Annotated in this window: 18 protein-coding genes and 1 riboswitch; of the genes, 5 read left to right on the top strand and 13 right to left on the bottom strand. The window is 42.9% G+C overall.

All coding sequences use genetic code 11. The annotated features are described in order from the left end of the window. Window positions 1-66: 66 nt before the first annotated feature. From uvrA to ACQKFO_RS13525, 9 genes are all read right to left on the bottom strand, one after another. Window positions 67-2,940: an excinuclease ABC subunit UvrA gene (uvrA, locus tag ACQKFO_RS13485; RefSeq protein ID WP_427599277.1), complete on the bottom strand. Its 2,874-nt coding sequence runs from the start codon at window positions 2,938-2,940 to the stop codon at window positions 67-69. Window positions 2,941-2,947: 7 nt separating this feature from the next. Beyond that, the gene (gene uvrB / locus ACQKFO_RS13490; protein ID WP_427599279.1) at window positions 2,948-4,930 is read right to left on the bottom strand and encodes an excinuclease ABC subunit UvrB; all 1,983 of its coding nucleotides are present in this window, start codon (window positions 4,928-4,930) and stop codon (window positions 2,948-2,950) included. A gap of 596 nt (window positions 4,931-5,526) precedes the next feature. Further along, complete coding sequence (locus ACQKFO_RS13495; protein ID WP_148995393.1) at window positions 5,527-5,757, bottom strand: CsbA family protein; 231 nt, start codon at window positions 5,755-5,757, stop codon at window positions 5,527-5,529. 72 nt (window positions 5,758-5,829) lie between these two features. Then, window positions 5,830-6,471, bottom strand: a complete 642-nt coding sequence (locus ACQKFO_RS13500) for an HD domain-containing protein (protein ID WP_427599281.1) — start codon at window positions 6,469-6,471, stop codon at window positions 5,830-5,832. A gap of 77 nt (window positions 6,472-6,548) precedes the next feature. After that, a complete protein-coding gene (locus ACQKFO_RS13505; RefSeq protein WP_427599283.1) occupies window positions 6,549-7,319 on the bottom strand; it encodes an alpha/beta fold hydrolase in 771 nt (256 codons plus the stop codon). A 70-nt stretch (window positions 7,320-7,389) separates the two neighbouring features. Then, window positions 7,390-8,565 (bottom strand): phosphoglycerate dehydrogenase, encoded by a 1,176-nt coding sequence (locus tag ACQKFO_RS13510; RefSeq protein WP_427599284.1) that lies wholly within the window; start codon window positions 8,563-8,565, stop codon window positions 7,390-7,392. 2 nt (window positions 8,566-8,567) lie between these two features. Further along, window positions 8,568-9,647 (bottom strand): 3-phosphoserine/phosphohydroxythreonine transaminase, encoded by a 1,080-nt coding sequence (gene serC, locus ACQKFO_RS13515; RefSeq protein ID WP_427599286.1) that lies wholly within the window; start codon window positions 9,645-9,647, stop codon window positions 8,568-8,570. Window positions 9,648-10,520: 873 nt separating this feature from the next. Beyond that, on the bottom strand, window positions 10,521-11,843 hold the full coding sequence (locus ACQKFO_RS13520) for a TrkH family potassium uptake protein (RefSeq protein ID WP_427599288.1): 1,323 nt from the start codon (window positions 11,841-11,843) through the stop codon (window positions 10,521-10,523). Between the two features lie 3 nt (window positions 11,844-11,846). Then, window positions 11,847-12,503 (bottom strand): potassium channel family protein, encoded by a 657-nt coding sequence (locus ACQKFO_RS13525; protein ID WP_427599290.1) that lies wholly within the window; start codon window positions 12,501-12,503, stop codon window positions 11,847-11,849. Between the two features lie 220 nt (window positions 12,504-12,723). Beyond that, window positions 12,724-12,861: riboswitch (cyclic di-AMP (ydaO/yuaA leader) on the bottom strand. Between the two features lie 201 nt (window positions 12,862-13,062). Here ACQKFO_RS13525 and ACQKFO_RS13530 point away from each other — a divergent pair. After that, complete coding sequence (locus ACQKFO_RS13530) at window positions 13,063-13,908, top strand: DUF1206 domain-containing protein (protein ID WP_427599292.1); 846 nt, start codon at window positions 13,063-13,065, stop codon at window positions 13,906-13,908. 52 nt (window positions 13,909-13,960) lie between these two features. Here the strand turns inward: ACQKFO_RS13530 and ACQKFO_RS13535 are convergent, their stop codons facing one another. Further along, entirely contained in the window at window positions 13,961-14,914 is a 954-nt protein-coding gene (locus ACQKFO_RS13535; protein ID WP_427599294.1) for a polysaccharide deacetylase family protein, read from the bottom strand. Between the two features lie 169 nt (window positions 14,915-15,083). On the opposite strand from ACQKFO_RS13535, the gene ACQKFO_RS13540 reads away from it, so the two are divergent. From ACQKFO_RS13540 to ACQKFO_RS13555, 4 genes are all read left to right on the top strand, one after another. Next, window positions 15,084-16,316, top strand: a complete 1,233-nt coding sequence (locus ACQKFO_RS13540; protein ID WP_427599296.1) for a hypothetical protein — start codon at window positions 15,084-15,086, stop codon at window positions 16,314-16,316. A 23-nt stretch (window positions 16,317-16,339) separates the two neighbouring features. Beyond that, window positions 16,340-17,032, top strand: a complete 693-nt coding sequence (locus tag ACQKFO_RS13545) for a response regulator transcription factor (RefSeq protein WP_427599298.1) — start codon at window positions 16,340-16,342, stop codon at window positions 17,030-17,032. Further along, on the top strand, window positions 17,013-18,407 hold the full coding sequence (locus tag ACQKFO_RS13550; protein ID WP_427599299.1) for a sensor histidine kinase: 1,395 nt from the start codon (window positions 17,013-17,015) through the stop codon (window positions 18,405-18,407). The genes ACQKFO_RS13545 and ACQKFO_RS13550 overlap by 20 nt, the downstream gene beginning before the upstream one ends. A gap of 174 nt (window positions 18,408-18,581) precedes the next feature. Further along, the gene (locus ACQKFO_RS13555; RefSeq protein ID WP_427599300.1) at window positions 18,582-19,817 is read left to right on the top strand and encodes a dicarboxylate/amino acid:cation symporter; all 1,236 of its coding nucleotides are present in this window, start codon (window positions 18,582-18,584) and stop codon (window positions 19,815-19,817) included. A 42-nt stretch (window positions 19,818-19,859) separates the two neighbouring features. Here ACQKFO_RS13555 and cobD read toward each other — a convergent pair whose 3' ends face one another. Genes cobD through ACQKFO_RS13570 form a run of 3 tightly spaced genes read right to left on the bottom strand, consistent with a single transcriptional unit; the run spans window position 19,860 to window position 22,553 of the window. Next, window positions 19,860-20,936 (bottom strand): threonine-phosphate decarboxylase CobD, encoded by a 1,077-nt coding sequence (gene cobD, locus ACQKFO_RS13560; protein ID WP_427599301.1) that lies wholly within the window; start codon window positions 20,934-20,936, stop codon window positions 19,860-19,862. Continuing rightward, entirely contained in the window at window positions 20,911-21,873 is a 963-nt protein-coding gene (gene cbiB / locus ACQKFO_RS13565; RefSeq protein ID WP_427599302.1) for an adenosylcobinamide-phosphate synthase CbiB, read from the bottom strand. Before cbiB ends, cobD begins: the two co-directional genes overlap by 26 nt. Continuing rightward, on the bottom strand, window positions 21,873-22,553 hold the full coding sequence (locus ACQKFO_RS13570; protein ID WP_427599303.1) for an adenosylcobinamide amidohydrolase: 681 nt from the start codon (window positions 22,551-22,553) through the stop codon (window positions 21,873-21,875). The genes cbiB and ACQKFO_RS13570 overlap by 1 nt, the downstream gene beginning before the upstream one ends. Between the last annotated feature and the right edge of the window lie 107 nt (window positions 22,554-22,660).

Consider the following 22,660-nt stretch of genomic DNA (forward strand, 5'->3'; position numbering starts at 1 on the left):
TGGGTGATTGATGACGGGAATATTTTTTTTGTAAAAAGAGAGATGCACTTTGCATCTCTCTCATCATTAATTCGTCACTTCTTCTTTTTCCCTAATCTTCTTCTTCATCCGTTCACGATCGCGCTCAAGTACAGGTTTTAGGTACTTTCCTGTGTAGGATCCTTGTACTTCAGCCACTTTTTCTGGGGTTCCGCTTGCAACAATCGTACCACCTTTGTCCCCACCTTCAGGACCAAGATCAACAAGGTAATCGGCCGCTTTAATGACATCGAGATTGTGTTCGATGACGAGAACCGTATCTCCGTTTTCAACAAGGCGTTGAAGAACAACTAAGAGTCTCGCGATGTCATCCACATGAAGTCCGGTTGTCGGCTCATCCAGAATATAGAGAGAGCGGCCGGTAGAACGACGGTGCAATTCTGAAGCAAGCTTCACACGTTGGGCTTCTCCCCCTGATAATGTAGTGGCAGGCTGACCTAATGTGATGTAGCCAAGTCCGACATCAAAAATGGTTTGCAGCTTACGTTTGATCTTCGGAATGTTTTCGAAGAATTTCACTGCGTCTTCGACTGTCATCTCAAGTACATCAGATATATTTTTATCTTTGTATTTCACTTCAAGTGTTTCCCTATTGTATCGTTTCCCGTGACAAACTTCACATGGGACGTACACATCTGGAAGGAAGTGCATTTCGATCTTGATGATCCCGTCTCCACGACATGCTTCACAACGCCCGCCTTTAACATTAAAGCTGAAACGGCCCTTTTTATAGCCTCGAACTTTCGCTTCATTGGTTGTGGCAAATACATCCCGGATATCATCGAATACTCCGGTATAAGTAGCCGGGTTGGACCTTGGGGTACGTCCGATCGGTGATTGATCGATATCAATGACCTTATCGAGGTTTTCAATCCCTTTCACTTCTTTATGCTCACCAGGTTTTGATTTCGCATTATGAAGCTTTTGAGCCAGTGACTTATGCAGGATTTCATTGATCAACGTACTTTTACCGGATCCGGATACACCAGTCACAGCTGTAAAGATACCCAATGGCAGCTTCACTTTGACATTGTTCAGGTTATTTTCTTTCGCACCCACAATCTCTAAATACCGGCCATCAGGTTTACGTCTTTCCTGTGGAAGAGGGATGAACTTCTTCCCTGAAAGGTACTGACCCGTTAATGAGTTCGAGTCCTCCATCACTTCCTGTGGTGTTCCAGCAGACACCACTTCCCCCCCATGAACACCTGCTCCAGGTCCGATATCGATGAGGTAGTCAGCTGCCATCATCGTGTCTTCATCATGCTCGACTACGATCAAGGTGTTTCCTATTTCCCTCATGTTCTTTAAGGTGTCGATCAGGCGGTCATTGTCCCGCTGGTGCAATCCGATGGACGGCTCATCAAGAATGTAGAGGACCCCCGTCAGACGGGAACCGATTTGAGTCGCTAAACGAATCCGTTGAGCCTCTCCACCAGATAGGGTTCCTGCTGCCCGGCTTAATGTAAGGTATTCAAGTCCAACATTGACCAGGAATCCGAGGCGTTCACGGATCTCCCTCAAAATAAGATTGGCAATCTTCATATCTTTTTCCGATAGCTCGAGCTTATGGAAAAACTGCTCTGCTTCTTCAATCGAAAAAGCCGTTACTTCCCCTATATGAAGAGAGTCTACTTTTACTGCTAAGCTCTCTTCTTTTAAACGGTGGCCTTTACAAGTTGGGCAATCCTGCTGCGCCATGTATTTCTCCATTTGTTCACGGATATAATCAGAGCTTGTTTCACGGTAACGGCGCTCAACATTCGGGATGACACCCTCGAAACGAAGATAGTTTTCACGCACCTGACCGAAATCGTTCTCGTAACGGAAGTAAATCTCATCTTTGCCGGATCCATATAGGACCTTATCCATTTGTTGTTTCGGAATGTCCTTTACAGGCATATCCATCGGAATCTCATAGTGATCGCATACAGCCTTGAGAAGGGACGGATAGTATTGGGAGCTTGTCGGTTCCCACGGAGCAATCGCATGCTCGTTCAAAGTGCGATCCCAATTTGGGATTATCAATTCCTTATCTACCTCAAGCTTCGTTCCCAATCCGTCACAGCTTGTGCAGGCACCGTATGGACTATTGAAGGAAAACATCCTTGGCTCAAGCTCTGTGATAGAGAAACCACAGTATGGACAGGCGTGATGCTCACTGAATAAAAGCTCTTCTTCCCCGATTACATCAATGATCACCTGACCGTCTGCCAATCTAAGTGCAGTTTCAAGCGAGTCAGACAGACGCGCTGCCACACCATCCTTCACGACGATCCGGTCAATGATCACTTCGATGGAGTGCTTTTTATTTTTTTCCAGGGAGATTTCTTCTCCAAGATCCTGGACTTCACCGTTGATACGAACTCGAACAAACCCTTGCTTTTTGATTTCTTCAAGGGTTTTCACATGAGTTCCTTTACGGCCTGATACAACTGGTGCCAGAACTTGAAGCTTAGTTCTTTCCGGGTATTCAAGAATACGGTCGACCATTTGTTCAATCGTTTGGGAGGAGATTTCGATCCCGTGATTGGGACAAATCGGTTTCCCTACTCTTGCAAACAACAGTCTTAGATAGTCGTAAATTTCGGTTACCGTCCCTACAGTCGAACGTGGATTACGACTCGTTGTTTTCTGATCGATGGAAATCGCCGGGGACAATCCTTCTATGGCATCGACATCAGGCTTATCCATTTGACCTAAAAATTGACGGGCATAGGCAGAAAGGGATTCGACATAACGTCTTTGTCCTTCTGCATAAATAGTATCAAAGGCAAGGGATGACTTACCTGAACCTGAAAGCCCCGTTAAAACGACCAGTTTATCCCGGGGGATTTTAATATCTATATTCTTTAAATTATGAGCTCTAGCTCCTTGTACGATTATTTGATCTCGCGCCATAGTTCGTTCATCCTTCCGCCTTGAGCTCAAGAATGGTATCACGAAGCTGTGCAGCTCGCTCAAAGTCCAGTGCCTTGGCTGCTTCCTTCATTTCCACTTCCAAGCTAGCAATAAGTTTTTGTCGCTCCGGTTTAGACATATTCGAAACTTTTGTCTGTTCTCCTTCATAGACCCCTGCTTCTTCTGCGGCATGAGTTGCCCTGATGACATCACGGATTTCTTTTTGTATGGTCGTCGGGGTGACGCCGTGTTTTTCATTATATTCTTCCTGTATCGTCCGACGACGTCCTGTTTCATCCAGTGCTTTTTGCATAGAGTCGGTAATTTTGTCCGCGTACATGATGACCTTACCGTTACTATTACGGGCTGCACGGCCAATCGTTTGAATGAGGGAACGTTCAGAACGCAGGAACCCTTCCTTATCGGCATCCAATATGGTGACGAGTGATACTTCAGGAATGTCCAATCCTTCACGGAGCAGGTTGATTCCCACCAATACATCATATTTACCTAAACGAAGGTCACGAATAATTTCAATCCGTTCCAAAGTTTTGATTTCCGAATGCAAATATTGAACTTTAATACCCATTTCCTTCAAATATGCCGAGAGATCTTCAGACATTTTCTTCGTAAGGGTAGTCACAAGGACACGTTCATTTTTCTCGATACGTTCGTTGATTTCACCCAGAAGGTCATCGATTTGTCCTTCGATTGGACGTACTTCGATGATCGGATCCAGCAGTCCTGTTGGACGGATGATCTGCTCGACCATCTCAGGACTATGCTCCAACTCATATGGTCCTGGGGTTGCCGAAACATAGAGTAACTGCTGGGTTTTCTTCTCAAACTCTTCAAAGCGCAGGGGACGATTGTCCATGGCTGAAGGCAGACGGAAGCCGTGATCCACAAGAACCTTTTTACGGGCCTGATCCCCATTGAACATCCCCCTGATTTGAGGTAACGTCACATGGGACTCGTCGACCACAATTAAGAAATCGTCTGGAAAATAGTCCAGAAGAGTATACGGAGTCGATCCTGACGGCCTTAGTGTCAGGTGACGGGAGTAGTTTTCAATTCCCGAGCAAAAGCCCATCTCCCTCATCATTTCAAGATCATAACGTGTCCGTTGCTCCAGACGCTGAGCCTCGAGCAGTTTATTTTCTTCTTTCATGATGACTAATTGCTCTTCAAGTTCTTTTTCAATATTCTTGATGGCTACCTGTAATTTTTCTTCACGGGTTACGAAGTGGGAGGCCGGGAAAATCGCGATATGATCTCGTTCCCCCATAATTTCACCTGTCAGGGCATCCACTTCACGAATCCGGTCAATTTCATCTCCGAAAAACTCTACACGCATACAGTGTTCATCCCGGGAAGCCGGGAAAATTTCCACTACGTCGCCTCGCACACGGAAAGTTCCACGCTGAAAATCGATGTCGTTTCGTTCATATTGGATATCCACAAGCTTACGCAGCAATTGATTTCGTTCGATTTCCATTCCTGTACGCAGGGAAAGAACGAGCTCCCGGTATTCCTCCGGGTTACCTAAACCGTAAATACAGGATACGCTGGCAATGATGATGACATCTTTTCGCTCAAACAAAGAAGATGTGGCGGAGTGTCTGAGTTTATCGATTTCATCATTGATGCTTGCATCCTTCTCAATGAACGTATCCGTTTGAGGAACGTATGCCTCCGGCTGGTAATAGTCATAGTAACTGACAAAATATTCAACGGCGTTATCAGGGAAAAACTCTTTAAATTCACTGTAGAGCTGCCCCGCCAATGTTTTATTATGAGCAATGATGAGGGTCGGCTTTTCAACCTGCTTGATCACATTGGATACAGTGAATGTCTTTCCTGTCCCTGTAGCTCCAAGTAAGGTTTGATGACGTTTCCCTTCATTAATGCCTTGAACTAATTTTTCAATTGCCAGGGGCTGATCTCCCTCTGGTTTATATTTAGACTTGAGCTCGAATTGATCTTTCACCGTGAAACCTCCTATAATAAAGGACTGCTACCTTGTATTTACCTACTTATACCCATCTTAAACACTGTCCATTCTTCTATACACATTCTACCACATTTCCTACAATATTAACCAACAATAAGCGAACAAAAGTTCGTTTTTTATTTTTGTAGAGATATCATCATCTTGATTGTGGATAACTTTTGAAAAAGGAACAGTATAGAGGCTTGAATCATAATTTCGACATTTTACGTGAGGAAACATTGAGCATATATGAGATTTTCGACATAATCCGAGCATTTCTATACACACCCTGTGCACAACTATGTGTATAAGTCGATATTTCTTGTGGAAAATTCCTAAACTTATTCACAATTCGTCAAATTTCTTGTGCACAATGTTGATGAATGCGGATTCAATCTGTGAATAACATGTCCATTCCTTTACTTATTCACACTATTCTTTATTTATCCACAATTAAGATATCTGTTATAAACAGGAATTCCCTTCCTACCTTTTCAACGGTATATCCAAGCCCTATGGCATAAGAAAAACAGGCTCCACCTTTTAAAGGATAGAGCCTGTTTTCAAATACTTCTATACACCTGTCACCCAAATCATGCACTTCTCTTCGCTTTTTTCATCATCCGGTCGCTGTACCAGAATCCAACGGTCAACGAAGCCGCGTCTACGACAATAAGGAACCATGAATCTGTGTAACCCTTTGAAACCGACGCCGCAATGAGGGCTACGGTCAAGATCAATCCGACATAATGATTATACGTAACCCGTGTGAACAGAACGACAAGCAATCCTGGTAAAAATAAACCTAAAATGATTTTTGACACGTTCAACTCTCCTTAAAGATAAGGGAATAACACATATTCTACCGAAGTTTCCCCTATCTGGAAAGGGTTTTCCTACTCCTCACCCTGCTGAATTAATCTCTGGGTCCTTTCCTTCAACTCGCTATGGGGGATGAATTTTTCAGACAGCATATCAGGCAGGATGTATTCCAAGAAGTATTGTACGCACTCCAGGTCTTTGTATTTCACAATCGTGGATAGGGCTTCTTGATAAATTTCAATAAATAAAGGTTCCGGATTCCCTTTTTGAATTTCTCCAAAGGATTCATACAGAAGATCGATTTTGTCTGCGACAGATAAGACCCTTCCTTCAAGGGTATCGTCTTTCCCCTCTTTGAACCGTTCTCTGTACACTTCTTGAAATTGCGGGGGAAATTCTGTAGTGATGAATTTATTGACCATCTGATCTTCCACCTGGCTGAAGAGCTCACGCAACTCTCCCGATGCATACTTCACGGGGGTCTTGATATCGCCTGTAAATAACTCTGCGTAGTCATGATTCAGCGCTTTTTCGTACAGAGCTTTCCAATCGATGTTTTTTCCGTTCTGTTCCTCTACAGTCCCAAGAAATTGAGCTATTTTCGTTACCTTAAATGAGTGGCTGGCTACGTTATGCTCATGATACTTAAATCGCCCCGGACAGCGAATGAGTGTTTCTAGATCCGATAAGCTCTTAAAATAATGATGAATTCCCATGTTATTCTCCTCTCGTTGATCGACTTTACTTTATGAAAATAGTATCAAGTTGAAGGAGCAAGGGCAAAGATTATCCACTACTCCTTGGCTTCCAACCCTCCTATTTCTCCTAACAGTATATTATTTAGAGCATCGTGATAACGTGTGGGAATTTGATGCGAGGCTCCTGGAATGATATATATTTTCTTAGGATAACAATCGTTATACAGGGTAAGTTGAGAATTGATCCAATCCGACCTTTCCCCATAAATTAAGAGGAGCGGGATGGGAAGCTTCTCGACCTCCTTTATCCCGTCATAATGAAGCGATTGCTCGTAGAATTGATACCAAATATGGGGGTTCGCCTTATTCATATGATCCCTGAGCTTCTCACGCTCCAACTTGTCCTTGAAATGCGCTCTGGAAATAATCCCGGATAGTCGGGCCGGATGGTCACGGACCATTTTCATGCCCATATGGTGCATCCATTTCAGCTTGGGATTCGTGACTTTCGGATATCCCCCTACCAGTATGAGGGCGGAAACCCTATTTCCATAGGTACAGGAGAATGTTTGTCCTACTATTCCCCCTGCAGAATATCCAAGCATCACACATTCAGTAATTTTCAGATGGTCGAGGATCGCCCTTATGTCCTCTACAAACTCAGCGATACTTATATTCTGACCTAAGGTAAAGGAGTCTCCATGTCCTGTTAAGTCCGGAATGATGAGGCGAAAATGCCTGGAAAGCACATGCTGCTTTATGAAGGTCATCCTTCCCATTCCCGGGGGGTGGATCAAGACCAGGGGAGTCCCCTTTCCTAAGTCGTCAAAATAAAGATCTCTATCCTTAAAATTAATCATCGCCATAAAAATAAATCCTCCCTCAACCGCTTTACTACACATTGTTCTCGGGTTAAGGGAGTTCTAGTCACTTTATTTAAATGAGGCGGACGGAAACAACACCGTGTATTTCTTTCATCCTGCTTTTCACTTGATTTTGTTCTTCTGCGAGGAGTTTCTGATCCAAATCAATCATGGTATAGGCCCACGTATGTTTACTGCGGTTGATCATATCTGCGATGTTGACTGCGTACCCGGAGAGAACATTGGCGATTTGACTGACCATATTCGGGATGTTTTGGTGCATGACCGTCACCCGCATTTTCCCACTATAAGGTAGCTCCACATCTGGCAGGTTCACAGCATGCTTAATATTACCCGTTTCAAGATATGTTTTCAGCTGCTTTGTCGCCATGATGGCGCAGTTTTCTTCAGATTCTACGGTAGATGCACCCAAATGGGGAACAGGGACGACGTTTTTCATGTTCAACACCTTTTTATTAGGAAAATCCGTCACATATTTACGGACAATTCCTGCTTCAAGTGCCTTTTCCAGAGCATCTTCTTCTACTAACTCACCTCTTGAAAAGTTTAAGATCGTCATACCCCTTTTCATTTTCGTGAAGCCTTCTTCACTCACAAAGCTTGCGGTTTTGTCTGTTAATGGAATGTGCAGCGTCACAAAATCACACTCTGCCCATACTTCTTCAATATGATGAGCGCGCTTCACATCCTGGGATAAACGCCACGCTGCGTCCACAGATATAAATGGATCATAGGCGACCACATCCATCCCAAGGGCCAGGGCATCATTTGCGACAAGGACCCCAATCGCTCCCAAGCCTACAACACCAAGCTTCTTCCCTTTAATCTCACTTCCTACAAATTCTTTTTTCTTTGCTTCTACGACACTCGGAACGTCCTCCTCAGTTCCTTTTAGCTTGTTCGTCCAGCCGACTGCAGAATATAGGTTACGTGAAGAAGCGATCAAATTAGCCAGTACGAGCTCTTTCACGGCGTTTGCATTGGCGCCGGGCGTATTAAAGACAACAATTCCTTTTTCCGTACAATGATCGATCGGGATATTATTGACTCCCGCTCCTGCCCGGGCAATGGCTTTGACTGAAGCCGGAAAAGAATAATCATGTAAGTTCTTTGATCTGACCAGAATTCCATCGGGATCCCCATTCCCATTCAGATGGTAGTTCAGATCATCCTCTATTAGTGATAATCCGCTTTGACTAATGGCATTGTACGTATTGATTGAAATCATTTTCATACTCCTCCTTGCTCAGACTCAAATTTTTTCATGAAACCGACCAGTGCTTCCACACCTTCAAGCGGCATGGCATTATATAAACTTGCGCGCATTCCACCCACGGAACGATGCCCTTTTAAAAATTCAAACCCTTCTGCTTTGGCTTCTTTTAGAAATTGGGCGTCCAGCTCCTCATCCCGTGTTGAAAAAGGAATGTTCATTAAAGAACGATTTTTTTCCGGGACAGGGTTATGGAATAAAGATGATTCATCTATACAGGTGTATAAAAGACCGGCTTTCCTCTCATTTTCAGCCTGCATCCCTTCCACTCCGCCATTCTCCTTCACCCACTCCAGTACAAGCTTCAAAACATAAATAGAGAAGGTCGGTGGCGTGTTAAAGAGTGAATCATGCTTTACATACGTTTCGTAATTCAGCATCGTTGGACACATATTCGATGCTTGACCGACCAGACTTTCATGGATGATCGCCACCGTTACACCCGAAGGTCCCAGGTTTTTTTGAGCTCCTGCATAGATCATCCCAAATGAGGAAACGTCTATTTTCTCAGAAAGGATATGAGAGGACATATCAGCTATAAGTGGAATGCCTCCCGTTTCTGGCCACTTATAGTAACGCGTTCCTTCAATTGTATTGTTGGAGGTAATATGTACGTAGCTTGACTGTGTTGAAAAGTCTTCTGGTGTATATGCAGGGATCTCAAACTTCTCTTGAGGTGATAAGGTTCGAACATTCCCAGCCTTCTCCGCTTCTTTGACAGCTTTCTTCGACCAGCTGCCTGTCAGGATATAATCAGCTTCTTGATGTGAACCCAATAAATTTAGAGGAATCATGGAAAATTGCAGGGATGCTCCACCTTGCATAAATACGACATGGTAATCATCCGGAATCGAGAGCAGCTCACGCAATAAACCTTGAGCTTCTTCTATTATATTTTGGAAAGGGGCAGATCGATGACTCAATTCCATTACAGACATACCCGTTTCTTGATAGTTCAATAATTCGCCTTGAACCTTTTTCAGAACAGGCTCAGGTAACACCGCAGGACCAGCAGAAAAATTATACACACGCTTCAACAACAGCACCGCCTAAAGTTCAGAATTTTTCAACAGTATAATCGCGCACAATGGTTTAGTCAATAACAAAAACCAATGATGAAAACGCTTAACAGAACCGTTTTTAGGCTCATGCGCGGTTATGGATCGATTCTTTGTCGTTTTTTAAAAAATGCTCTTTTCGTAACGATTGTTGTTTTTAACATAAGTTCTGCAAGGCTCTGTCAATTAGTGTGTGCTGGATGGTGAGGGGAACTGCTCCGCTTTCCGCGGACGTTCGGCCGAGCCTCCTCAGCTTCGCTTCCGGGGTCTCGGCACGCCCGTACTTCCGCAGGAGTCTGCGCAGTTCCCCTCACCATCTTTAATAGGATCTTTGTGACAGAGCTTCAAGGTGTACCATAAAACAAAATAACTAGAAAAAATAATTCTGCTTCATTAAGACAATCAATCTCTACTTACCTTAAAAGAGAGTATTTGCTAAAAAGCTTGTTTTAATTGTTTTCGATTAAGGATTCATGCTCAGAAAGTTGATTCTCGCTGCAGGATGATTGACTCCTGCGGGAAGTGCTGGACAGTACGAAAAACATAGGGGCTTTGCCCAGGGGCAACAAGCATAAGACGAGTCTGCCGGAAAGGCGCTGTTTGCCTTTTTGGCAGACTTGGCTTATGACCTCGAGCCCCTAAGCCCCGTAGCTGGACAGGTGAGACCCCGGAGGCGCAGCCGAGGAGGCTCACCGCCAGACCCGCGGAAAGCGAGCATCCTGTAGCGGAAATCAACTACTACTTTCTTCTTTAAGACATCCACTAACTAATGCAAAATCGATCGTTAAAAAAGCAACCGGCTCCCCCACTTACCCGAGATGGGCAAAATGAAGAGAGCCGGTTGGTTGAGTATTAGCCTGTTAAAATATCTTCTTTTGGATAGCGGATCTTTTCTTTGTCCGGTCTGGATAGGGAGAAGGCAAGTGTGAGGGGACCAAGTTTCCCGACAAACATCACGATGATGATGATCCATTTACCTATCGCTGTCAAAGATCCTGTAATCCCCATGGACAACCCTACCGTCCCAAAAGCTGATACCACTTCGAAGAGAATAGACAGGAAAGAAGCATTCTTTTCCGTCATATCAAGGAAAAACAGAGCCGTAAAAACAAGGAGCACACTAATCATCGACACTGCCAAAGCTTTAAAAATATAGTTTTGATCGATCGTACGACGGAAAACACGAATCTCTCTTTTCTCCTTTAAGAAAGCAAACACACTCAATGAAATCACGACAAAGGTGGTCAGCTTGATTCCTCCACCTGTTGAAGCACTTCCGGCCCCGATGAACATCAGAAGAATAGTGAACAGCAACGTGGAGCGTTCCATGCTGCCATAATCAAGCGAGTTAAAACCAGCCGTGCGGGGAGTGACCGCTTGAAAATAAGAAGCGAATAATTTATCAAGGAGTGGTAACTGAGCCAGTGTGTTCGGGTTATTATATTCCAGGATGAAAATCATCATAAAAGCGAATACATTGATGACAAACGTCCCAACTATCATGATTTTCGTATGGAGGGACAGTTTGCGAATCGTTTTCGATTTCCAAAGGTCCACTAAAACAGTGAATCCGATCCCTCCTAAAATAAACAGAAACGAAATGGTGATGTTGACGATGGGATTTCCCACGTAACCCATTAAACTATCGGACCACAGAGAGAACCCTGCATTATTAAACGCGGAAATCGAATGAAATATACTGACGTATAGCCCTCTTCTCCAACCGAATTCAGGAACCCATTCAGACGCCAGTAATAGAACGGCAAATCCTTCAACAAGGAAGGAAAAGATAAATAAATATTTTACAAGCTTGATGACTCCTCCTACAGACGTCTGATTTAATGCCTGTTGAAGAAGAAGTCGCTCTTTGAACCCGATTTTCTTACCAAGCATCATAAAGATCAAGACGGCAAAAGACATGATGCCCAGTCCCCCGATTTGGATCAGACTCATAATGACCACTTCTCCAAAGAGGGTGAAGGCACCTCCTGTATCAACGACCGCAAGCCCTGTAACCGTCATGGCGGAAGTCGTCGTGAACAAGGCATCAAGCCATGTAATCGATTCTGTGGTGGCAAACGGCAACTTAAGCAAACCCATTCCTACTATGATAAAGAATAGAAATGTCACAACGAGAAGTTGAGGGGGGCTTAACCGGATCACCTTATGTTTCATAGGTTATACACCTTCTTTTTCAAATCGATTGATATCCCTGTTATGTCCAATGACGATCAATAGATCTTCAATTTTTATGACTTCATCGGCAGAAGGAGATACAATGACTTCCTCCCCGCGGTGAATGGCAATGATATTACAACCGAATTTCGCCCGGACATCCAGATCATTTAAGGTTTTATTTGCGACCTTTTTAGACGCACACACTTCTACTATACTGTGCTCTTTGGATAGTTCGATATAATCAATGATCTTTTCTGACGTAATGTGATGGGCAATTCTTCGCGCCATGTCACGTTCAGGGTGAATGACTTTATCGGCACCGATCCGGTCCAATACCTTCTGATGATAAGAGTTCGAAGCTTTGACCCATACTTCTTTAACCCCTAATTCTTTTAAAAGTAAGGTGGTAAGAATACTTGCTTCTATATTATCCCCAAAGGACACGATCACGTGATCAAAGTTTCTGAGCCCAAGTGATTTCAATACAGATTCATCCATCGCATTCGCTTGTACGGCATGCGTGGCAATGTCTACATAATGCTGGACGACATCATGATGAATATCAATGGCTAACACTTCAACATCCAGATCAGCCAATTCCTGAACCAGATTCCCTCCAAATCTCCCTAATCCAATAACTGCAAACTGCTTTTTCATGATGAAATCCTCCAAAACCTTTTTAATAGCTTAACCATCTAATACTTCTTCATTACAACAAAAGCCCATGCGGCTCGAACAGAGGTGACAAATATAAGACTCTCTTTGCCTTTATGGCAGGCTTGACTCAAGACCTCTGGCCTCCGGAGCCAAACTTCTAAACAACACAAAAAGACCAGCAGGAACTAAGCCTGTGGTCATCCATAATCGATCACAAGTATCATCCTCTCCCATTACGCTTACGAGGTTAGCTGACGGATTCGGGTTATGGAAGTAGCCCTACCTTTCAAAAGAAAGGATTCACCCCTTTAAATACTCGGGTCCCCCGCTTCAAAAATGAATTAAGCGATAAAGAATATTCATTTGATGATAGATATATTACTCCTCTCCTAATTCGTTGTAAATAGGTTTTATGTAAAAATTTTTTAAATGAAAAACAGGCAAAATTATCTCAATCCATCCAGCATTTACTGTTCGTTAAAAAGGTTTCTCTTTTCTATATCCGGGGAATAGCATACATAAGTATTACGAAAATAGAACCAGAAGGGAAGAAGTGTATATGGCCGGAGTTTCATCCATTACAACATCAAACAGTTCATCTGTTTCATCTAATGATATAAAACCTTGGATTAGAGGGTTTGCACGAATTGGATTTATTTCAAGAGGGATTGTTTATATATTGATTGGCACATTGGCCGTTATGGCCGCACTCGGAATAGGAGGAAGCACTTCAGACTCTAGCGGTGCCTTTGCAGCAGTGGCGAGCAAACCCTTTGGGGAAGTCCTCCTCTGGATATTAGGTCTTGGCCTGATCGGCATTGTTCTATGGCACCTCATTCAAGTAGTAAAAGATCCTGAACACGTGAAAAATGACGGTAAATCGATGTTTAGAAGACTCGCTAATCTGATCACCGGGATTGCTTACGGTTCTTTGACTTATAATGCTTTCGCCATTGCGATGCATGCCAAAAGCTCCGGTTCGGGATCTAAACAAACTTTATCTGCTAAGTTATTGTCTCAGCCCTTTGGTCAATGGGTTGTAGGAATTGTCGGACTTATCATTATAGGATATGCACTCTATGAAATTCATAATGCTTATACTGAAAAATACACGAATAAATTTAAACGGCATGAAATGTCCGAGAAAGAATGGGAATTGGGAAGGAAAACCGGAAAACTCGGGTTATATTCCCGGGGCATGGTCTTTTTACTGATCGGTTATTTCTTTATTCAAACGGCGATCACAGCCGATCCTGATAAAACACAAGGATTGGATGGAGCACTTTCCAAGATAGCTCAACAACCTTATGGACAATGGCTGCTGGGAATTGTAGCGGCAGGGTTGGTCCTTTATGGGGTATTTCAAATATTAACAGGCAAAAACCGTCATATGAGCATTTATTAAGAATGAAAAGGAGCAGCCAAAGGGCAGCTCCTTTTTTCTTCTGGCACCACTGTTAAAATGTAACCGGATCCATTTCTTCTGTCAAAGTCTTCATATTATATCCTTGATCCGTCAACTTTTTAAGTAAAGAATCTAAATAAGCGAGTGTCGTATGCTTTTCATGCATAAGAATAATTTTTGATTGATTTTCATAGGGAAAAGAAGCTAACTGATCCACGACACTATGAACATACTCCCCCCTATGAAATTTCCAATCTTCACTATCCACATTCCAATCCCATAATCTAAATCCCTCCCGCTTTATTGCTGTCAAATATTCCGGTTTCATATTGGGTACAGACCCATAAGGAACGCGAATCAGATCGCTGCGAATACCCGTAATGGACTCTAACGTAGATTGAGCCGTCAGCATCTCGCCTACAACCGATTCACTAGATTGATAGATTTCGGATACATCATGGGTGACGCCATGCAGCCCGACACTATGCCCTTCTTCCACCATCTGTCGAACGGCCTCACTATGTTTTTTCATATTCGGTTCCAGCATAAAGAAGGTCGCTTTTGCCCCATATTGATTAAGCACTTGCAGAATCTCTTCCGTATATTCATTCGGACCATCATCGAATGTGATGTAAATCGTCTTTTCATCCTCGGAGTTCCCTTGTTCATTTACATTTGTCGAATGGTCTTCTATTTCCTCTTCCTCGTAGTAATTTTCATCTTTCACACTCTCCGCTTCATTGGAATTAGCTTTTTGCTCCTCTTCTTGAGTATTGCTATCATGTTCCTTATCCCCTACTACAGGTTCTCCCGATTTACCTTCCTGTTTCTCAGAAGGGTCTTCCTGGACTACTTTCTGTTGAGTGGTTGTTTCCTTTGAAATCTTCGCTTCCCCAATGTCCAAAAGCCATGAAGTTGAAAGAATGAGTAACAGTACGATCACTCCCGCCACTCCTCCCAACTCAATGGGCTTGATCCATTTTCTTTTTTTCCGTTGTCTCCCCATGCCGATCACCTTTCTGTTTTCTTGTTACGTTTAATGATAGGGTCATTGGCGATGAAAAGGGTTACTTCCCGGTTACAAAGCAAGGGCGACTTTTGTAACTTTTTTGTTACTTTTGTCGATTGAGTTTACACTATACTAGTGAAAGCTATAGGCAGGATGTGATGATCAATTGAAGAAGATTTTGTTCCTTATGGGTTGTCTTTTGATGTGTACGGGTTGCTCTTTATTCCAGTCCAACACTTCATTACTGAAGCCGCCTGAACTTCCGGTTAAACAGCAGGAAGTGAAACAAGCGATTGGAAAATATGTTCCGGCACAGGCGGAATGGGTTTCACCGATTGAAGACAGACAAGCAAACAAAATGATTGAAGCAGATTTGGATCACGATCAAACAAATGAATTAATCGTATTTTATAGACTACCTGATCAAACTTCTCAAATGGAAGCCATTGTCCTAAAGGAAGAAAAAGGGGAATGGAAAGAAACAATGAAATTGAAGGACCTTGGAAGGGAGCTTCATAAAGTGGAATTCCTGGACTTAAACCAGGATGGATACAAAGAAATACTGGTTGGGTTTTCTTTCTCAGAAGACGCCTCAGACAAAGCACTGATCGTGTACGACCTGACTAAAGGTAAGCCGCAGAAGCTGTTTGAATCCCAATATAGTGCGTTTTTTTCAGGGAACTTCACGAGGGATGATCAAGGGGAAATCCTCCTGGCGTCACTGGTACCAAACCAGTCTCATTCTGTTCGTCTTTATCAATTCAGCAATCATAAAATGAATGTGTTAGATGAGTTGAAATTAGATCCATATGTATACCCTTACTACCATTCCTTAGCCGGGTCCATCTCCCCTTCTTTAAAAGGAGCGATACTGGATGCAGGTGTAGGTGCTCATTCATCTACGTCATTCATTATTGGTGTAGAGGACGAGAAGTTGGTGAATGTTTTACCGGAAAACATGGAGGAGGAAGAGCTTTTCAGGGCATATGCCGTGAATAGTGAAGATTCGAACGGAGATGGAATCCTTGAATTCACTCTTCAAAAAGAGGCAAGCGATGATAATCTTGCCTATTCTGAGATGCCTTTCATCAATGAGTATTATCAGCTCAGCGATCAAAAGCAAGCCGAGCTCATTCATCGATATTACGACAATGCAGCTTATTTATACAGGTTCGAGATCCCACAGGACTGGCCATCTTTAGAAGTGGAAGAATCAGAAGACGGACGTTATGTAAAATTCCTTTCCATGAAAGATGGCAGCGTGCTATTTGATGTATACGCGATTGACAAAGGTCAACCACTTCCTAAAGGCTGGAATCTATTATATGAAACCAATCAATTCACATATGTAACAAAATACTCACCGGCAATAGGTAAGCAACTCTTCCAGCCTATCTGATGAGAAAATGGAGGTGTAGTTGGATGAAGCACATTTTGATTATTGAAGATGAAGAATCCATCCGTGGTTTTATCGAGATTAACTTAATGCGATACGGATACGCTGTCTTGCAAGCTGGTAGCGCAGAGGAAGGGATCGACCTGGTCAAGAAAGCACACCCCCCGATCGATATTGTCTTACTTGATGTCATGCTTCCCGGTATGAACGGATTTGAAGCATGTAAAGAGATCAGAAATTGGAATCCATCCATTGGAATCATCATGTTAACGGCCAAAGTTCAGGAAATGGATAAGGTACACGGGTTGATGAACGGGGCTGATGATTATATTCCGAAACCATTCAGTCCGAATGAGCTCATCGCTCGAATTGAAGCGTTATTGAGAAGAATGTATGTTCATCGGGTCAAGGAGGATAGCCAATCCCCCATCACGCTACACGAACAGAAGAGACTTCTATTCGTTCAAGGAAAGAAGATTGACCTTTCCCCGATAGAGTATGAATTACTCAGCATCATTTTCAAGGCAAATGGAGAAGCGATCTCCCGCAATGATCTCTTGGATGAAGTATGGGGACTTCAGTACGCAGGCGATCCGAAGATTGTGGATGTGAACATTCGACGAATCCGTCAAAAAATTGAAAAAGACCCTTCCCATCCTCACTATATCCTGACGGTTTGGGGATATGGGTATCGCTGGAATGACGAAAATGGGAATTAAAAGAAGATTACTCATTCAGAACGTCTCCATTATCACCTTAACCATTCTGTTATTTTTGGGCATTCTCGTTTCAGGAATCTATTCTTATTACTACAACGGTACAATAGATATGCTGAAGAATCATGCTGTCAATTCATCTCAGTTCGCCAATAAATATATGAACCTGCATTCCTTCACTTTAAGGAATGAATTGACTAATCTCCAGAATAATTTCTCCATCCCTCAAGCCGAAACACAAATATTGAACGCGAGTGGAGACTTATTATCCTCTTCGACTGGCTTTATTCCGGATCAAAATCCTGACTTCAAGGATATTGAGGAGGCATTTCGAAATGGCAGCGGAACCTGGATCGGCAATCATCCTATTACAGGGGAGCATATTTTGGCTGTGTCGGTACCATTAAATGGTGAGAATAACACCATTGGATTGATCCGGTTCATTACATCCCTGGAATCACTGGATAATAATTTCCGAACGATCTTGCTTTCATTATTTTTTATTGGACTCGTTATTTTGCTTATCGTTTTTATGGTGAGTACATTTTTCGCACGTAATTTAACGAAACCTGTCATTGAACTGACCGAAGCATCACAGAAGCTTGCCAAAGGAGAATTGGAAACGAGAATTGTCGGACAGTATAAGGACGAATTCCAAACCTTGAGTACGTCCTTTAATGATATGGCGAGTGAGCTGCTTAAAACGGAGAAAATGAAGAATGAGTTCATCTCTTCCGTTTCCCATGAACTTCGCACTCCCCTTACGAGTATTAAAGGATGGAGCGAAACATTGCTGACGGGTGATTTACAAAATGTGCAGGAAAACAAAAAGGGATTGACCATCATTACAAACGAAACGAATCGATTGATTGGACTGGTAGAGGAACTATTGGACTTTTCGCGTTTTTCAAATGGATCATTTACGATTCACCCCACTACCTTTTCTTTCAATCTTACAGTCAAAGAAGTCATTATGCAGCTGGATCAAAGACGGAAAGAAAAAGGTATATCCATTAAATTGGAAAGCGATGAGACAGTGGATCTATTCGCCGATGAAAATCGTATCCGACAAGTGTTGATCAATCTTTTAGATAACGCAATTAAGTACTCAGATCCGGATTCAACGGTTTTCATTCGTTATAATCAGACGAATTCCCATCTTACCTTTGAGATAGAAGACGAGGGGCATGGAATCGACCCGGAACACCTGCAGCATATTGCCACCTTATTCTATAAGGAGAAGGCGAATTCAGATGGGGTAGGGTTAGGATTAGCCATCTGTAAAAACATCATTGAACTGCACCATGGGAATTTGTTTGTAAAAAGTAAAAAGGGCTCAGGTACTACTGCCGGTTTCACCCTTCCTTTACGTTTTTAAAGAGCTTGGATTTTGAATCCAGGCTCTTTTTGTCTGGATCAGGCATGAATTTTGACACTCTTTCTATTCTGTTGTATCTTATGACAATGAATCCTTACTAAACATATCGGGATTATAAATATGTATGTTTGAGATATTTGGGGAAATCTACTACAAAATAGAAGGAGGGCTACAATGAAATCTCTTTGGAGAGGTTATCTAAATACATCCCTTATTGTGAAAATAACCGTTGCTCTTGTACTGGGGGTTGCGGTGGGATTGGTATTCGGAAAGGATACATCCGTCCTTTCTCCCCTTGGCGATATATTGATCCGCCTGCTGAAATTCCTTATCATCCCCCTTATCCTGTTTACATTGATAGTTGGAGTGAACCAGACCAATGTGAGCAAACTCGGACGAATGGGTGGAAAAACGTTCTTATATTATTTATTCTCATCAGCTTTAGCGATTGTGGTAGGAATTGCCGTTGCAAGTATTTTCAACCCTGGAACGGGCATGACCCTCGATACCGCGGAGAAATTTGAAGTACCGGAAAATCCGGGGGTGACCAGTGTACTTCTGAACATCATTCCGGAGAATATCGTCACGGCGTTCACGGATATGAACCTCCTGGGAATCATCTTTACCGCCATTGTCTTTGGTATTGCCATATCCTATTTACGATCCTCAAAGGAACATCATGAACTGGGTGAACAAGTCTATAAAGTCGTGAACGGGTTAAACGAAGCAACCTTAGCCATCATGAAGGTGATTCTTCAATATGTCCCTATTGGGATTTTTGCGATCATGGCTGTTACTGTCGGAAAACAGGGATTAGACACATTGTTATCATTAGGAAATATGATTCTGGTGCTTTACATTGCATTGTTTGTCCAAATAGCCATCTATATTGTGGCCTTGCTCATGTTCAAGATCAGTACCGGCAGGTTCTTTGCCCAGGCACGGACACCGATGATCACAGCATTTGTGACCCAGAGCAGCTCGGGTACCCTGCCTCTAACATTAAATGCCGCGAAAAATCTTGGTCTGCCTAAAAGCTTATATGGATTCAGCTTACCACTTGGTGCCACGATCAATATGGATGGCGCTGCGATCCGGATCGCCGTATCGGCTGTTTTCGCTGCCAACGTAATCGGCAATCCATTAAGCTTGACTGATATGATGGTCGTTGTCCTCGTAGGAACTCTGGCTTCAATCGGAACAGCCGGTGTTCCGGGTGCAGGCATTATTATGATTGCCACTGTATTCGCCCAGCTCGGGTTACCGATGGAGACCGTTGCCCTGCTGACGGCGATCGATGCTCTTGTTGGAATGGGTTGTACGGCTCTTAATGTGACGGGGGATTTGGTTGGTACGTCGATTATTGATAAGACGGAGAACAAAGACAATCAAGAAGAAGCTTCCATATAAATATCGAATAAACAAGCTTGAGCTGGCCTCAAGCTTGTTTTTTTAAGGACGGGATTTCCATTCCGTTAAGACTACCATTAACTTTCCATGCTCTTTTTCTCCCTTAATGGCAAACCTTAACCACCTTCCATCCAGCCCTTTGAAATTATGGGTATGGCGGCTCACAATACCCTTTTCCAACAGAAAACGGAATAACTCGGTTTGATCGTTAAGCTTAGGATCCCTTAAGAGATAAAAGTTTGTCTGACTTGGTGAATAGTCAAATTGGGATTGGTCGAAAAATGAAAACAGCTTCTCCCTCTCCCTTTTCACCATATATTTAGTATGATGAACGAAATTTGTTTCCTCCAAGAGTGTTTCCCCTACTTTTTGAGCGATTCCGTTTACACTCCAATGAACCTGATAGTTTCCCAGTTCCTTCACGATTGTCTCATCAGTCATTAGAAAACCTAAGCGGACCCCCGGAATGCTAAACATTTTCGTCATGCTTCTTAACACAATTAGATTTGAGTATTCCTTTACCAGATGACCTACCGTCACCTCTTTCAAAGGAAAGTCATAAAATGCTTCATCCACAATCACATAACAATGTTCTTTGTGAGCTTCCTTTACTATCTCCTTTATCTTCGAAGCTGAATATAACACACCAGTCGGATTGGTCGGATTACATATAAAGACAGCATCCACCTTTGAAAGATACGCTGCCATCTTTTTTGAACCAAGATCCCAGTCGTTCTCTTCCAGAAGTAGATGATGAATGGTGCAGCCATTGATTTGACAAGCCTTCTCGTATTCTGAAAAGGTGGGATGAATGATGAGAACATTCGAGTGGGCCAACCATCTCCCAATAAGATGGATCAGTTCAGCACCACCATTCCCTATGAGAATTTCTTCTGCCAACACCCCTTCTTTACGGGCAATTTTTCTTCGCAAGGATACAGAGTGAGGATCCGGATACGTCACAATTTCCTCTAATAGATCCTGCCAGATCTTTTTTAAACGATCTGGGGGACCGCTGGAGTTAATATTTGCACTTAAGTCGACGATTTGATCAGGCATCGAAATATCCATTGCTCTATATGTATATTGCGGATTAGATCCATGTTCTGGTAATTTCAACAAGTACTCCCCCTATCCAAAGCATCATGATAAAAATGAAACACGCTTTCTGCATACGGCTAATGGTTGCAGGGATATGATTCCGTTCTAATTCAAAAACCTTTCTTCCCATTTTTTCTCTATGGGAAACCATCCCTTTATACGTGTTGAGGCCGCCCAGTTGAACCCCTAGACTCGCCGCCACTGCCGTTTCTCCCCAGCCGCTGTTTGGACTAGGGTGTTTCTTGGCATCCTTCAGTAGAATTCGAAATCCTTCTTTAAAGGTGAAATATTCAGGACGTATACAGAAAAATAAGATGAATCCTGTGATTCTACTTGGAATCCAATTCAGGACATCATCCAGCTTGGCTGATGCCCACCCAAAGTCTATGTATCTCTTATTCTTGTATCCCACCATGGAATCACACGTATTCACACATCTGTACACAATGGCAAGAGGGGCCCCCCCAATCAATGCCCAAAACAAAGGAGCCGTTATCCCATCACTTGTATTTTCCGCAACGGTTTCAACAGTCCCTCTTACAATTTCACTTTCATTTAAGTTTTCTGTATCTCTCCCCACGATATATGAAAGCTTTTCCCTTGCTGTTTTCAAATCGTTTTCTTCAAGTGGTTGAAATACTTCTAAAGCAGCCAATTTAAGGCTCTTTTGGGAAATGGTCGTCATGATGACGATGGCTTCTACCAAGATCCCTAAAATTGTGTTCATAGAGTAACTTGCCCAAATGAGGAAAGAGGTAAGAATAAATACCGCCACTACCAATATCGATACCATCGCTATACCTTTCCTTTTTAGAAATCCTCCTTCATTCAACCTACGATCTAAAAAAGAAATCGCTTTACCCATCCACTTTACTGGATGGGGCCAGTGGGGCGGATCTCCAATCCATAGGTCCAGCAAATAGGCGATTGTTATAGCAAACAAGTGATGAATCATCAGGTCCCCACCCTTTTCTTATACTTGGAAATTGCGTGGAAGGTGCACTCATAAACCCCTTTACTAATCCTTTTTCCCAAGGGGGTAATCGTTCCTGCATATTCCAGAAGAACTCCCTCTTCAGTGCTCGCGATCAATATACTGTCAGTAGAGGTGCCCGTTGCCCCACTCCCTGTAATGGGGTCTTTTACATTATGAGCTGCAAGTGCTTTCACCTTGGCTTCTGTTGCAGTCATCATCCCTTGGATGCTTGCCGCCTCCGATACTCTCCCATTGATAAACACCCAGATGTTAATCGTGCCCGGTGAATGATCAAACGAATGACGGTCACTCATACTCGCATCAACAGCATTGCCGACTCCAGCTGTAACAACAATGAATACAGAAAATGATTCCTCTTCATAAAACCCCCAGCACACATCTTCCAATTGAACAGCCGTCATCATCCCGACCGTATCTTCTCTTTTTACACCTATTTGCTGGAGATAACCTTGCATCTCTTCATGATGGTTATCACTATTGTAGTTTTTCGATACATGGCGATTCACAAATGTTTTATACCAGCCTGTTCCGGCATTGGTGACGCCTGAGGATATGGTTTTGAGTGGGCGTGTTGACTGGAGGATGATTTGATTCTTGGAGCAGGTTAGTAAGTGGTGGTTGATGATTTCTCTCTTCATAGGCTACCTCTCCTTTAAACTAACTATATTATTATATCAATTTTGTGATTTTCCTTCTAATACCAATCTCACAATCTTGCCTTAATACATTCTCCAATGAAAAACAC

The organism is Rossellomorea sp. NPDC071047, assembly GCF_050270195.1.
Lineage (GTDB): Bacteria > Bacillota > Bacilli > Bacillales > Bacillaceae_B > Rossellomorea.